The sequence below is a fragment of the Enterobacter ludwigii genome, assembly GCF_001750725.1.
GTDB classification, from domain to species: Bacteria; Pseudomonadota; Gammaproteobacteria; order Enterobacterales; family Enterobacteriaceae; genus Enterobacter; species Enterobacter ludwigii.
Map to the genome: position 1 here is coordinate 2,539,029 of NZ_CP017279.1, position 12,843 is coordinate 2,551,871.

The window sequence follows — 12,843 nt, forward strand, 5'->3', positions numbered from 1 at the left end:
GGCGGTGCTGTTTTGTAGCCCGCCCCCTGTCGGCGGTAACGAAAGAGGATAAACCGTGTCCCGTACTATTATGCTGATCCCTACCGGAACCAGCGTCGGTCTGACCAGCGTCAGCCTTGGCGTTATCCGTGCTATGGAACGCAAAGGCGTTCGTCTGAGCGTCTTTAAGCCTATCGCCCAGCCTCGTGCCGGTGGCGATGCGCCAGACCAGACCACCACCATCGTGCGTAAGAACTCCAATCTGCCAGCGGCTGAACCGCTGAAGATGAGCCACGTTGAATCTCTGCTCTCCAGCAATCAGAAAGACGTGCTGATGGAAGAGATCATCGCCAACTACCACGCTAACACGCAAGACGCGGAAGTGGTGCTGGTTGAAGGCCTGGTCCCGACCCGCAAACACCAGTTCGCTCAGTCTCTGAACTTCGAAATCGCGAAAACGCTGAATGCGGAAATCGTGTTCGTCATGTCCCAGGGTACCGATAACCAGGAACAGCTGAAAGAGCGTATCGAACTGACCCGCAGCAGCTTCGGCGGCGCGAAAAATACCAACATCACCGGCGTTATCGTTAACAAACTGAACGCACCGGTTGATGAACAAGGTCGTACCCGTCCTGACCTGTCCGAAATCTTCGATGACTCTTCTAAAGCGAAAGTGGTTAAAGTTGATCCGGCTACCCTGCAGGATTCCAGCCCGCTGCCAGTACTGGGCGTGGTGCCATGGAGCTTCGACCTGATTGCTACCCGTGCAATCGACATGGCGCGTCACCTGAACGCTACCGTGATTAACGAAGGCGACATCAACACCCGCCGCGTGAAGTCTGTGACCTTCTGTGCGCGTAGCATTCCGCACATGCTGGAACACTTCCGCGCAGGCTCCCTGCTCGTGACCTCCGCTGACCGTCCTGACGTGCTGGTTGCTGCGTGCCTGGCCGCGATGAACGGTGTGGAAATCGGTGCCATTCTGCTGACCGGTGCTTACGAGATGGATCCACGCGTAAGCAAGCTGTGCGAACGTGCGTTCGCCACTGGCCTGCCAGTCTTTATGGTGAACACCAACACCTGGCAGACCTCTCTGAGCCTGCAGAGCTTCAACCTGGAAGTGCCGGTTGATGACCATGAGCGTATCGAGAAAGTGCAGGAATACGTTGCGGGCTACATCAACGCAGACTGGATTGAATCCCTGACGGCGACCTCCGAGCGCAGCCGTCGTCTGTCTCCTCCGGCCTTCCGTTACCAGCTGACCGAGCTGGCGCGTAAAGCGGGCAAACGTGTTGTTCTGCCAGAAGGCGACGAACCACGTACCGTTAAAGCGGCTGCCATCTGTGCAGAGCGCGGCATCGCGACCTGTGTGCTGCTGGGTAACCCGGATGAAATTAACCGCGTTGCTGCCTCTCAGGGCGTTGAGCTGGGTGCAGGTATTGAAATCGTCGACCCGGAAGTGGTTCGCGAAAGCTACGTTGCACGTCTGGTTGAGCTGCGTAAGAGCAAGGGCATGACCGAAGCCGTAGCGCGTGAGCAGCTTGAAGACAACGTTGTGCTGGGCACGCTGATGCTGGAGCAGGACGAAGTTGACGGTCTGGTTTCCGGTGCGGTTCACACCACGGCGAACACCATTCGTCCACCGCTGCAGCTGATCAAAACGGCGCCAGGCAGTTCTCTGGTGTCTTCCGTGTTCTTCATGCTGCTGCCTGAACAGGTTTACGTTTACGGTGACTGTGCGATCAACCCGGATCCAACTGCAGAGCAGCTGGCTGAGATCGCTATTCAGTCTGCCGATTCCGCGATTGCCTTCGGTATTGAACCTCGCGTGGCAATGCTCTCCTACTCCACCGGTACTTCTGGTGCAGGTAGCGATGTAGAGAAAGTCCGTGAAGCGACGCGTCTGGCGCAGGAAAAACGTCCTGACCTGATGATCGACGGTCCACTGCAGTATGATGCCGCGGTTATGGCTGACGTTGCGAAATCCAAAGCACCGAACTCACCGGTTGCGGGTCGCGCTACCGTGTTCATCTTCCCGGATCTGAACACCGGTAACACCACCTACAAAGCGGTACAGCGTTCTGCAGACCTGATCTCCATCGGGCCAATGCTGCAGGGTATGCGCAAACCTGTGAACGACCTGTCCCGTGGCGCGCTGGTTGACGATATCGTCTACACCATCGCTCTGACCGCGATCCAGTCTTCACAACAGCAGTAATACGTTACTGACTAAAAAGGCGACCCGAGGGTCGCCTTTTTTATTTACAACAACTCCCTCGCCGCCGACACAATGTCGTGTGCCGTCAGGCCATACTCCTTCTGCAGGAAGTCCTGTGTCCCCACCTGGCCGTAACGCTCCTTCACGCCCACCCGACGCATCGGCACCGGACAGGTTTCCACCAGCACTTCCGCCACTGCCGATCCCAGCCCGTTATGAATGCTGTGGTTTTCGCAGGTCACGATACGTCCGGTTTTCTCGGCGTAGTTTTTCACCAGCATCCGGTCAATCGGCTTAAGGGTAAACATGTCGATCACCGCGGCGCTGACGCCCTCCTGTTCGAGCTGACGCGCCGCTTCAAGCGCTTCCGCCACCATAATGCCGTTGGCAATCAGGGTGATGTCACTGCCTTCGCGCAGTACGTTGCCCTTGCCAAGCGTAAATGTCGAACCCGGCGCATACACACTCGGAGCCTGCTTACGGATGGTACGCACCCAGTAGAAACCGTCGAGGTCAATAAGCTGGCGCAGTACATCTTCAAACATCACCGCATCCGTTACCTCCAGCACCACCGAATGGGCCAGCCCCCGCACGATGCCCATATCTTCAAACGACATATGCGTGCCGCCGTTATGACAGGCCGTCACGCCGGCATCTGAAGCAATGACCTTCACATTGTTACGCTGGTAGTCCAGGGACATAAACAGCTGGTCGAAACAGCGACGGCTGGCGAAGGCGGTAAAGGTATGCACGAACGGCTTGCGTCCGGTCAGCGACAGCCCCGCCGCCGTCCCCATAACGTTAGCTTCCATGATGCCGCAGTTAATCACATGCTGCGGATAATCACGTGCCACGCCATCCATCGCCATTGAGCTCATCAGATCCGCCTCGAGGGCGATAATGTCGCTCCCGGCTTCAATCTGCTGTGCCACAAACCCCGCGTAGACTTTACGCATCTCAACGGCGTCTTTCTGACCTGCAGGTGCAACCTTAATCATGTGAAGCCTCCAGTTGGCGAATCGTCTCGTTGAGGGCCGCCTTGCTCTCGGCGGTTAATCGCAGATGGTGCGAGTTACTCAGTTGCTCCAGATACGGCACGCCCTGCCCTTTGATGCTGTCGAGGATCACCACCAGCGGGCGAGCATCCGCCGCCGGAACCAGCGATGTCACCTCCAGCAGTGCCGGAATGTCATCTCCTTTCACCGTCACCACGTCAAACCCGAAGGCACGGAATTTTCCCTCCAGATCGAACGCACAGATAATGTCGTCGAGTTCGCCATCAAGCTGTTGTTTGTTCCAGTCAACGAATACCGTCAGGTTATTCAGGCGATGGTGTGCAATAAACTGGAACGCTTCCCAGCACTGCCCTTCGTTCAGCTCGCCGTCGCCGACGATACAGAAAACCCGGTTGGGGCGTCCCGCCAGCTTATGCGACAGCGCCATTCCACCGGCGATGGAAATCCCCTGCCCCAGCGAGCCGGTGGTGGCATCCACGCCGCGCGTTTTTAGCCGGTCCGGATGGCTCGGCAGACGCGTACCGTTCTGGTTCAGCGTGCTCAGCTCTTCCATCGGGAAGTAGCCTTTGATCGCCAGGGTGCTGTACAGCGCCGGACCAGCATGTCCTTTTGACAAGACAAAGTAGTCACGCTCTGGCCAGTCCGGGTCGGCCGGGTCAATTTTCATCACTGCGCCGTACAATACGGCCAGGGTTTCAACAACCGACATACTGCCGCCGTAGTGACCAAAGCCCAGCTCGGTCAGCGCTTTCAGCGTTTCAAGGCGGATCTGACGCGCCAGATGGGTTATCTCATTCTCATTCATGATTTGGCTCCGGTGTTTTCCTGCGCGTTATCGCCCGCAGATTTGTTTTTAGCGAACACGTTGTACGCCACCAGCAGTGCGAACAACGCCACAACAAGGCCGGTGATGGCAAGCGGCGACAGGAAGCGCGCCAGGTTACCCAGCACGATCCCGACAGCGCCAAAGTCAGCGTCCGAGAACGTGGTATTGGCAAATCCAATTGCCCCCAGCACCGGCAGCAGCAGAACCGGCAGGAAGGTGATCAGCAGGCCGTTGGCAAACGCACCAATCATCGCTCCACGACGTCCCCCGGTGGCGTTACCAAACACGCCCGCGGTGGCGCCGGTGAAGAAGTGCGGCACCACACCAGGCAGAATCAGCACCCAGCTGAATTGCCCACAGATAAACAGACCCACCAGTCCGCCAAGGAAGCTAAACAGGAAGCCAATCAGCACCGCATTCGGCGCATACGGATAGACAACCGGGCAGTCCAGAGCCGGACGTGCATTCGGCACCAGTTTTTCAGAAAAGCCGGTAAAGGCCGGGACGATTTCCGCCAAAATCAGGCGCACACCCTGCAGGATGATGAACACCCCCGCGGCGAACGTGATGGCCATGATGATGGCATAGACCAGATAGTTCTGACCGCCGCTAAAGGTCGCCTCAACGTAGTCACGGCCGGCGCTCACCGCCATGATCAGGTAGATGATCATCATGGTCAGCGAGATGGAGATAGAACTGTCGCGCAGGAAGCTCAGGTTCTTCGGCAGGTTCATCTCTTCAGTCGAGCGAGAGCCTTTGCCGAACTTGCTGCCAATCCAGCCGGAGAGAACATAGCCCAGGGTACCGAAGTGACCAAAAGCGATGTCATCGTTGCCGGTAATGCGCTTCATGTAACGCTGCGCCAGCGCCGGGAAGAAGGCCATTACCAGACCGAGGATCAGCGACCCGGTAAAGACCAGACCAACGCCCTCAAAGCCCGCCACGGTGAGGATGACCCCAATCATGCATGCCATGTAGAAGGTGTGATGCCCGGTCAGGAAGATATACTTCAGACGCGTAAAGCGGGCGACAATGATATTTGCCACCATACCGAATGCCATAATCAGCGCGGTAGAGGCACCGTATTTCTCCAGCGCAATGGAAACAATTGCCTCGTTATTGGGAATAATGCCCTGAATATTAAAGGCGTGTTCAAACATTCCGCCTAACGGATTTAATGACCCAACCAGCACCGTAGCCCCGCCGCCAAGCACAATAAAACCGAGTATGGTTTTAATGGTCCCTTTCACCACATCAGAAAAAGATTTCTTTTGAGCGACCAGGCCAATTAAGGCTATTAAGCCCACCAGAACCGACGGGACTTTTAATATATCAACAACGAAATTCAGCGTTTCAAGGATAAACATATCCACCTCGCCTTATCAGGATTATTGTCTGTCGAACCAGGCGCGGAGCTGCGCTTCGAGTTCGTTGATATCAATGATGTTGTTGATCACCACCAGCTGGCTTTCCGGCACGCTGGCACTGGCGGCAATGTCCTTCGCCATCACGAAAAGATCGGCGGCACCCGGCGTTGCCGAGGAAAGATCGGAGTGTTCAACGTCGGCGTCAATGGCCAGCTTCTTGAGCACCTTTTTAATATTCATTTCGACCATAAAACTACTGCCCAGGCCTGAACCGCAAATAGCCATAATTTTCATTGTTGTCCCCTTTTTTTGAGTAGAGCACGCCCCATCACGCTAAACGTAATGTTGTGATAAATCGGATGAGAGAATTAAATCAGAAGCGGTCAATAATCGTTTTAATGTCCTCCAGGGTATTCGCCTGATGCAATTCAGCCATATCGTCGTCGCTGGAAAATAATTCAGCGAGGGCAGAGATCATGTCGATGTGACTGTGTTTATCCGGCGCCGCGAGCATAATAATAACATCCACGGGATCGAACTCGCCGGCACCAAAAGAGACTCCCTTTTTCAGTTTTAATAATGAGAGGCCTAATCCTTTGGCCCCCTCTTCCGGCCGCGCATGCGGCATGGCCAGCCCTGGTGCCAGCACATAATAAGGTCCTAATGCATGATGCTGCTCAATGATGGCCGTCACGTATTCCGGGCCAATCACCTGCAGATTCAGCAACGGTTTCGCGCATATTTCCAGCGCCTGCGGCCAGCTTTCCACGCTCTCCTGCAGCGTGATGGTTGTATCATATATCCACTTTTTCAGCATTTCTCCGTCCCGCCACAATGCAAAAGATGAGCAAACTTTATTCAACACATCCCTTATTGACTGCGATCGGGATCACAAAGATAGCGCTACCAATCGCTAACATTCAGAAGTGTGATAGCGCTATCAAATTGTAATCATGGTGTGAATTCACAGCAAAAAAAGGGATTTAAGGCGTATAATGCGTTTCACGTGAAACGAAGGATGATAATAAAAACGCGTCTGGTCAGCAGGAAGGTGTATGTCTCTAACCCGAAAACGGCGCAGTACCGGTAAAGTGACACTCGCCGATGTCGCACAGCTTGCTGGGGTGGGCACGATGACCGTGTCCCGTGCACTCCGCACGCCTGAACAGGTTTCCGATAAACTGCGAGAAAAAATAGAAGCCGCTGTACAGGAATTGGGTTACATGCCTAATCTCGCTGCCAGCGCGCTGGCCTCGGCATCGTCATGGACGATTGCGATGGTCGTTCCTAATCTCTCCGAATCCGGTTGCTCGGAGATGTTCGCCGGGCTTCAGCAGGTGCTGCAGCCTGCCGGCTACCAGATCATGCTGGCCGAATCACAGCATCGACTCGAGCAGGAAGAAAAATTGCTGGAGACGCTGCTGGCCTCGAACATTGCCGCTGCGATTTTGCTCAGCGTTGAACACTCCGATACTGTCCGCCACTGGCTGAAAAACGCCTCCATTCCGGTCATGGAGATGGGGGCCATGCGCGCCGATCCTATCGATATGAATATCGGGATTGATAACGTCGCGGCGATGTACGAACTGACGGAGATGGTTATTAAGCGTGGCTACCAGAATATTGGCCTGCTGTGCGCTAACCAGGAGCAGTGGATTTTCCAGCAGCATTTACAGGGCTGGTACAAAGCGATGCTTCGCCACCATATGTCACCAAACCGGGTGATTAACGCCGCCATGCCACCGAGTTTTTCCACGGGTGCGGCGCAACTGCCGGAGTTCCTGCTGGCATGGCCGGAGCTGGATGCACTGGTGTGCGTGTCGGATGAACTGGCCTGCGGGGCACTTTATGAATGCCAGCGTCGGCGTATAAAAGTACCGGACGATCTGGCCGTGGTGGGTTTCGGCGATAGCGACGTCAGCCGGGTCTGTCAGCCACCGCTGACGACCATGGCTGTGCCACATCGTAAGATTGGGATTGAAGCGGGACGCGCGTTACTGGAACGTCTGAATGATGGAGACTGGCGCGATCATAAACCCATCGCGTCCAGCCTGTGTCTGCGGGAGAGCTGTTGAGGCTTACTCCGCCTCTTCCTCTTTTTCCGCTTTCGTGGATTCGTTTTTAGCGTTGCGGGTCATCCACAGCGCCAGCGCTTTTAACGAATCCGGGGTGAACTCGTCGCAACGCGCGGTAATTTCTTCCGGCGTCATCCAGTTCACTTCGCTCACTTCTTCTTCCTGCAGGGCGAACGGGCCATGGGAAACGCAGCTAAACAGCCCGCCCCAGACGCGGCAATGTTCGTCCTCGAAATAGAACTGACCATGCTCGGCAAACGGCACGCCGGCAATCCCTAACTCTTCTTCCGCTTCACGACGCGCGGAGTCCAGCAGAACTTCATCCGCCTGAACAACGCCGCCTGCAGTTGCATCCAGCATACCAGGGAGAAAATCTTTGGTGTCCGTGCGGCGCTGAACCAGAATTTTGCCCATCCCGTCATGCACAACGATGTATGTCGCACGGTGACGCAGACGCTCCGCGCGCATTTGTTCGCGGCTGGCCTGCGCGATCACTTCATTCTCTTCGTTGACAATGTCAACCCACTCTGTACTTGCCAAATGACTCTGCTCCACCATCGGGAAACCTTCTCGTCTAAGCGCTCTTTCGGCGCGTTTGCAGTTGAGGTGTAACTTACGGATTAATCGCTATTTGCGCAATAACTTGCTGATCATTAAGTGCGATTACGCTTAACGTATTCTCATCGAGCATGCCATAGCTTGCTGGATTTCCACCTTTCGGTATGCTGACCGAACCGGGGTTAAAGTGATACATCTCGCCGCGTTTTTCTGCCACCGGAATATGAGTATGACCGTAAACCAGGACATCGCCAGCCGCCAGTGCCGGGAGATTTTCCGGGCTAAAAAGATGACCATGGGTCAGGAACAGACGGCTATTTTCCATCAGCACCTGTTGCCAGGGGGCAGTGATGGGAAAATCCAGCAGCATCTGGTCCACTTCACTGTCGCAGTTACCGCGAACGGCGATAATGCGCGAAGCATACTGGTTGAGTTTTTCCGCTACCTGCGCCGGTGCATAGCCTTCCGGCAGCGCATTGCGTGGACCATGATTTAACACATCCCCCAGAATCACCAGCCATTGCGCCCCGCTTTGAGCAAACAGAGAAAGAACACGCTCGGTCGCGGGCAGCGAACCATGGATATCAGACGCAAACATCAGTTTCATCAGTCACTCCCTGGAAATCAGACTGCCCTATCATACCTGAAGCGTCAGGCTATATCAGCCCGCCCGCTTAGCGGAGAGTGCCACATAGCGCTGCACTGAGGCGCGTTGCCACTGAAACGCGGCATAATCCACCAGCAGCTGAGGCACCTCATCTCCATTGAGGATCAGACGGTTCAGCATCAGCGCCAGATCGGTATCGGCAATACACCACTCGCCGAATAAATTCGGATTACCATGAGCCAGCAGAGAAGACGCGGTATCGATCAGTTTTTGGGCACTGTCCGCACCGTCTTTACTCAGCGCCGGTTTTTTCACCCCGGCAAACACCACATCCGTGGAGCGTTCCACGCGAATCGGCACCAGATCGCTGCGCAGCCACGCCTGGATCTGACGTGCGCGGGCACGTTTTTGCAGATCGTGAGGGTAGATGCGCTCCCACTCAGGTGGTGCGAACCGATCTTCCAGATACTCATCGATCGCCGACGATTCACTCAGCGCGAAGCCATCAATGTCCAGCACCGGCACGCGACGGGTCAGGGCGTAGCCCTGCCACTGTGGTTTCAGATGTTCACCGCCGTCCAGATCCACCGTCTTTAGCGTAAATGACAGTCCTTTTTCGGCCAGCGCCACATACGCGCTCAGAACATAGGGAGAAAAGAAATCTGCATCGGACCATAACGTGATTACGGGCTGGTTCATAACATCCTCATCGGCTGATCGGTTTTCATTCAACATATAATCTCTTTGCCTCGCTGTCACTTGATGAAAACTCACGATTTACAACAACCACCTATACTCATTTTTCATGGCGTCACTATTTTCACTGACAGGAGTTGAGAATGATCGACCTTTATTATGCCCCCACCCCGAACGGCCATAAGATCACCCTCTTTCTTGAGGAAGCCGAACTGGATTACAGGATCATTCGCGTGGATATCAGCAAAGGCGATCAGTTCAGTCCTCTCTTTCTGGCTATATCGCCAAACAATAAAATCCCGGCCATTATTGATAACCATCCTGCCGATGGGGGCAAGCCGTTGAGCCTGTTTGAATCCGGAGAAATATTGCTCTATCTGGCAGAGAAGACTGGCAAATTGCTGAGCGGAGAGCTGCGCGAGCGTCACCACACGCTGCAGTGGCTTTTCTGGCAGACGAGCGGTCTGGGGCCGATGCTCGGACAAAACCACCATTTTACTGCCTACGCGCCGCAGCCGATTCCTTATGCTATCGAACGCTATCAGGTGGAAACCCAGCGGTTATACGGCGTTCTGAACCGTCGGCTGGAGAAAGCACCGTGGCTCGGCGGGGATCATTACAGCATCGCCGACATTGCCTGCTGGCCCTGGGTGAATACCCATGAAAAGCACCGCATTGACCTGGCGTCTTACCCGGCGGTGAACAACTGGTTTGAACGAATCCGCACGCGTCCGGCCACCGAACGCGCCATGCAAAAAATCCAGCAAATTTAAGCCGGTGGCTGGTGTGTGCCGGAGAGGCTCTCATGTATTATGTGAAGGAAATTCTGACACGGAGAAGACCTGCAATGTCACAGCATGACGCTATTATTCGTATAAAAAATTTACGCCTACGCACCTTCATCGGTATCAAAGAGGAAGAGATCGCCAACCGTCAGGATATCGTGATTAATGTGGTTATCCACTACCCGGCTGATAAAGCGCGGGCCAGCGAAGATATTAATGATGCGCTGAACTACCGCACGATAACCAAAAAAATCATCCAGTACGTGGAAAACAACCGCTTCTCTTTACTGGAAAAATTAACTCAGGATGTGCTCGACATCGCACGCGATCATCACTGGGTCACTTATGCTGAAGTAGAGATCGATAAACTTCACGCCCTGCGTTACGCCGATTCCGTCTCGATGACGTTAAGCTGGCAACGCCAGGCGTAACCCTGGAGGTTGTATGAAGATTTTGCTGACCGGCGGTACCGGCCTGATTGGTCGCCATCTCATTGCGCGTCTGCAGGCGTTGCATCACGACATCACCGTGGTGACGCGCAGTCCAGAGAAAGCGCGCCAGGTGCTGGGCGCAGGTATCGACATCTGGAGAAATCTGGCCGAGCAGCAGAATCTGGACGGGTTTGACGCCGTCATCAACCTGGCAGGCGAACCGATCGCCGATAAGCGCTGGACGGAAGAGCAAAAACAGCTCCTGTGCAGCAGCCGGTGGACCCTTACCGAGAAGCTGGTTGAGCTTATCCGCAACAGTCATACCCCGCCGTCGGTTCTCATTTCGGGTTCCGCCGTAGGGTATTACGGCGATCTCGGCGAGGTGGTGGTAACGGAAGAAGAGCCGCCCCACAACGAGTTCACCCATAAACTTTGCGCCCAGTGGGAGCGTATCGCCTGTGCTGCGCAAAGCGATCATACCCGCGTCTGCCTGCTACGCACCGGTGTGGTCCTTGCCCCGAAAGGCGGCATTCTGGCGAAGATGCTCCCCCCTTTCAGGCTCGGTCTTGGCGGGCCAATCGGCAATGGCCGTCAGTATCTGGCGTGGATCCATATCGACGATATGGTCAACGGTATTCTCTGGCTGCTGGATAACGATCTGCGCGGGCCGTTTAATATGGTTGCGCCCTACCCGGTGCGAAATGAACAGTTTGCCCATGCTCTCGGACATGCCCTGCATCGCCCGGCGATTTTGCGCGTGCCTGCTACGGTGATCCGCCTGATGATGGGTGAAGCGTCCGTGCTGGTGTTAGGCGGGCAACGGGCCCTGCCAAAACGGCTGGAAGCGGCCGGGTTTGCGTTCCGCTGGTATGACTTAGAAGAGGCGCTGGGGGATGTGGTGAGATAATGTTACAGTGATATGCCATGTTCCGACGAAATGGCATATCTATGGCAACCATTACCACTCCCCGGCTCCACCTCACGCCCTTCGAACCCACTGACTGGCCTTTTTTCCGTGCCCTGCGCGAGGATCGCGCCATCATGCAGTATATGGCCGCTATCGCCCCGGAAAAAGAGACCCGACGCCTGTTTGCCGCACGTCTGACGGCAGCGCATGTGTTCGTTATCCGCTTACGCGATGAAGAGACCCCACTGGGCGATATCGGCCTGCAAATTAGCGCTGAAAATCGTGAAGAGGCGGATATCGGCTATACGGTCGTGCCTGCCGCGCAGGGCCAGGGCATCGCCAGTGAGGCACTGCGCGCGGTGTGTGACTACGCATTTAACCAGACGGGCGTAAAGGCGATTAACGCATATGTGCTGGCAGACAACGGCGGGTCAGTCCGGGTACTGGAGAAAGCGGGTTTTGTGCGCACGCAGGTGCTGGAAAAAGCGTATGAGATTAACGGTGTGCGGTATGACGACTGGGTGTATCGACTGGAGTGTGGTGCGGTTTGATGCCCACACTCCGGCCCTCTCCCACAGGGAGAGGGGAAAGGCTAAACCTACTTCAAAGACCCCTTCAGGAACTGCTGCAGACGCGGGCTTTGCGGGTTCGCTAACACCTCATCGGGATGCCCCTGCTCTTCGATTTTACCCTGATGCAGGAAGATGACGTGGTTAGAAACGTTCCGGGCAAAGCCCATCTCGTGCGTCACCACCACCATCGTTTTGCCCTCTTCGGCGAGCTTCTGCATGATGCGCAGCACTTCGCCAACGAGTTCTGGGTCCAGCGCGGAAGTCGGTTCGTCGAACAGCAAGACTTCCGGCTCCATCGCCAGCGCGCGGGCAATGGATACACGCTGCTGCTGCCCGCCGGACAGATGTACCGGATACTTCATCTGCTGGCGCTCATCAATACCCACTTTCGCCAGGTATTTCACCGCACGGTCGCGGGCGTCCTGTTTGCTGAGACCCAGCACCTGGATTGGCGCTTCCATTACGTTCTCCAGCACCGTCATATGGCTCCAGAGATTAAAGTGCTGGAAAACCATCGTCAGGCGCGTACGCAACAGACGTAGCTGATTTTTATCCGCCACCTTCAGCTGGCCGTCTTTGTCACGCACCAGATTGATGTTCTGCCCGCTCACCACAATTGAGCCTTCGCTCGGTTTTTCGAGGAAGTTAATGCAGCGCAGGAAAGTACTTTTACCGGAGCCGGATGAGCCGATAATACTGATGACATCGCCCGCGTTTGCCTGCAGCGACACCCCTTTCAGCACTTCATGTTCGCCGTAGCGTTTGTGCAGATCAATAACGTTTAATTTGTTCTCAGCCATCATCAT

At 55.3% G+C, this 12,843-nt stretch carries 15 protein-coding genes; 6 read left to right on the forward strand and 9 right to left on the reverse strand.

What is annotated here, in order from left to right; genetic code table 11:
- Positions 1 to 55 precede the first annotated feature (55 nt).
- A complete protein-coding gene (pta, locus tag BH714_RS11895) occupies positions 56 to 2,197 on the forward strand; it encodes a phosphate acetyltransferase (protein ID WP_014171009.1) in 2,142 nt (713 codons plus the stop codon).
- 44 nt (positions 2,198 to 2,241) lie between these two features.
- On the opposite strand, the gene BH714_RS11900 is transcribed toward pta, so the two are convergent.
- The 5 genes from BH714_RS11900 to BH714_RS11920 form a co-directional block, all read right to left on the reverse strand.
- Positions 2,242 to 3,195, reverse strand: a complete 954-nt coding sequence (locus tag BH714_RS11900; RefSeq protein ID WP_040018039.1) for a transketolase family protein — start codon at positions 3,193 to 3,195, stop codon at positions 2,242 to 2,244.
- Positions 3,188 to 4,018 carry a transketolase gene (locus BH714_RS11905; protein WP_040018040.1) on the reverse strand — a complete coding sequence of 277 codons (831 nt, stop codon included), beginning with the start codon at positions 4,016 to 4,018 and terminating at the stop codon, positions 3,188 to 3,190. Before BH714_RS11905 ends, BH714_RS11900 begins: the two co-directional genes overlap by 8 nt.
- Positions 4,015 to 5,406 (reverse strand): PTS ascorbate transporter subunit IIC, encoded by a 1,392-nt coding sequence (locus tag BH714_RS11910; RefSeq protein ID WP_020883137.1) that lies wholly within the window; start codon positions 5,404 to 5,406, stop codon positions 4,015 to 4,017. The genes BH714_RS11905 and BH714_RS11910 overlap by 4 nt, the downstream gene beginning before the upstream one ends.
- A gap of 21 nt (positions 5,407 to 5,427) precedes the next feature.
- A complete protein-coding gene (locus tag BH714_RS11915; RefSeq protein WP_014171013.1) occupies positions 5,428 to 5,700 on the reverse strand; it encodes a PTS sugar transporter subunit IIB in 273 nt (90 codons plus the stop codon).
- 79 nt (positions 5,701 to 5,779) lie between these two features.
- Positions 5,780 to 6,223, reverse strand: coding sequence for a PTS sugar transporter subunit IIA (locus tag BH714_RS11920; protein WP_032678615.1), 444 nt, complete (start codon positions 6,221 to 6,223; stop codon positions 5,780 to 5,782).
- 238 nt (positions 6,224 to 6,461) lie between these two features.
- On the opposite strand from BH714_RS11920, the gene BH714_RS11925 reads away from it, so the two are divergent.
- Positions 6,462 to 7,481, forward strand: coding sequence for a LacI family DNA-binding transcriptional regulator (locus BH714_RS11925; protein ID WP_014171015.1), 1,020 nt, complete (start codon positions 6,462 to 6,464; stop codon positions 7,479 to 7,481).
- Positions 7,482 to 7,484: 3 nt separating this feature from the next.
- Here BH714_RS11925 and yfcD read toward each other — a convergent pair whose 3' ends face one another.
- From yfcD to yfcF, 3 genes are read right to left on the reverse strand one after another with little or no spacing between them, the layout of a single operon-like run.
- On the reverse strand, positions 7,485 to 8,039 hold the full coding sequence (yfcD, locus tag BH714_RS11930; protein ID WP_014171016.1) for an NUDIX hydrolase YfcD: 555 nt from the start codon (positions 8,037 to 8,039) through the stop codon (positions 7,485 to 7,487).
- Positions 8,040 to 8,094: 55 nt separating this feature from the next.
- Positions 8,095 to 8,646: a phosphodiesterase gene (gene yfcE, locus BH714_RS11935; protein ID WP_014171017.1), complete on the reverse strand. Its 552-nt coding sequence runs from the start codon at positions 8,644 to 8,646 to the stop codon at positions 8,095 to 8,097.
- Between the two features lie 54 nt (positions 8,647 to 8,700).
- The gene (yfcF, locus tag BH714_RS11940; protein ID WP_040019056.1) at positions 8,701 to 9,345 is read right to left on the reverse strand and encodes a glutathione transferase; all 645 of its coding nucleotides are present in this window, start codon (positions 9,343 to 9,345) and stop codon (positions 8,701 to 8,703) included.
- A 140-nt stretch (positions 9,346 to 9,485) separates the two neighbouring features.
- Between yfcF and yfcG the strand changes: the two genes are divergently transcribed.
- From yfcG to BH714_RS11960, 4 genes are all read left to right on the forward strand, one after another.
- Positions 9,486 to 10,115: a GSH-dependent disulfide bond oxidoreductase gene (yfcG, locus tag BH714_RS11945; protein WP_020883132.1), complete on the forward strand. Its 630-nt coding sequence runs from the start codon at positions 9,486 to 9,488 to the stop codon at positions 10,113 to 10,115.
- A gap of 74 nt (positions 10,116 to 10,189) precedes the next feature.
- A complete protein-coding gene (gene folX / locus BH714_RS11950) occupies positions 10,190 to 10,558 on the forward strand; it encodes a dihydroneopterin triphosphate 2'-epimerase (protein WP_032680550.1) in 369 nt (122 codons plus the stop codon).
- A 13-nt stretch (positions 10,559 to 10,571) separates the two neighbouring features.
- Positions 10,572 to 11,465 carry a TIGR01777 family oxidoreductase gene (locus BH714_RS11955; RefSeq protein WP_014171021.1) on the forward strand — a complete coding sequence of 298 codons (894 nt, stop codon included), beginning with the start codon at positions 10,572 to 10,574 and terminating at the stop codon, positions 11,463 to 11,465.
- A gap of 41 nt (positions 11,466 to 11,506) precedes the next feature.
- On the forward strand, positions 11,507 to 12,016 hold the full coding sequence (locus BH714_RS11960; RefSeq protein ID WP_032678617.1) for a GNAT family N-acetyltransferase: 510 nt from the start codon (positions 11,507 to 11,509) through the stop codon (positions 12,014 to 12,016).
- A gap of 47 nt (positions 12,017 to 12,063) precedes the next feature.
- Here the strand turns inward: BH714_RS11960 and hisP are convergent, their stop codons facing one another.
- Positions 12,064 to 12,837, reverse strand: a complete 774-nt coding sequence (gene hisP, locus BH714_RS11965) for a histidine ABC transporter ATP-binding protein HisP (protein WP_020883129.1) — start codon at positions 12,835 to 12,837, stop codon at positions 12,064 to 12,066.
- Positions 12,838 to 12,843 lie beyond the last annotated feature (6 nt).

Excerpts from the sequence above, each read along its gene's own strand:
- BH714_RS11900 (WP_040018039.1), bottom strand. The coding sequence starts at position 3,195 with ATGATTAAGGTTGCACCTGCAGGTCAGAAAGACGCCGTTGAGATGCGT.
- BH714_RS11905 (WP_040018040.1), bottom strand. The coding sequence starts at position 4,018 with ATGAATGAGAATGAGATAACCCATCTGGCGCGTCAGATCCGCCTTGAA.
- BH714_RS11910 (WP_020883137.1), bottom strand. The coding sequence starts at position 5,406 with ATGTTTATCCTTGAAACGCTGAATTTCGTTGTTGATATATTAAAAGTC.
- BH714_RS11915 (WP_014171013.1), bottom strand. The coding sequence starts at position 5,700 with ATGAAAATTATGGCTATTTGCGGTTCAGGCCTGGGCAGTAGTTTTATG.
- BH714_RS11920 (WP_032678615.1), bottom strand. The coding sequence starts at position 6,223 with ATGCTGAAAAAGTGGATATATGATACAACCATCACGCTGCAGGAGAGC.
- BH714_RS11925 (WP_014171015.1), top strand. The coding sequence starts at position 6,462 with ATGTCTCTAACCCGAAAACGGCGCAGTACCGGTAAAGTGACACTCGCC.
- yfcD (WP_014171016.1), bottom strand. The coding sequence starts at position 8,039 with ATGGTGGAGCAGAGTCATTTGGCAAGTACAGAGTGGGTTGACATTGTC.
- yfcE (WP_014171017.1), bottom strand. The coding sequence starts at position 8,646 with ATGAAACTGATGTTTGCGTCTGATATCCATGGTTCGCTGCCCGCGACC.
- yfcF (WP_040019056.1), bottom strand. The coding sequence starts at position 9,345 with ATGAACCAGCCCGTAATCACGTTATGGTCCGATGCAGATTTCTTTTCT.
- yfcG (WP_020883132.1), top strand. The coding sequence starts at position 9,486 with ATGATCGACCTTTATTATGCCCCCACCCCGAACGGCCATAAGATCACC.
- folX (WP_032680550.1), top strand. The coding sequence starts at position 10,190 with ATGTCACAGCATGACGCTATTATTCGTATAAAAAATTTACGCCTACGC.
- BH714_RS11955 (WP_014171021.1), top strand. The coding sequence starts at position 10,572 with ATGAAGATTTTGCTGACCGGCGGTACCGGCCTGATTGGTCGCCATCTC.
- BH714_RS11960 (WP_032678617.1), top strand. The coding sequence starts at position 11,507 with ATGGCAACCATTACCACTCCCCGGCTCCACCTCACGCCCTTCGAACCC.
- hisP (WP_020883129.1), bottom strand. The coding sequence starts at position 12,837 with ATGGCTGAGAACAAATTAAACGTTATTGATCTGCACAAACGCTACGGC.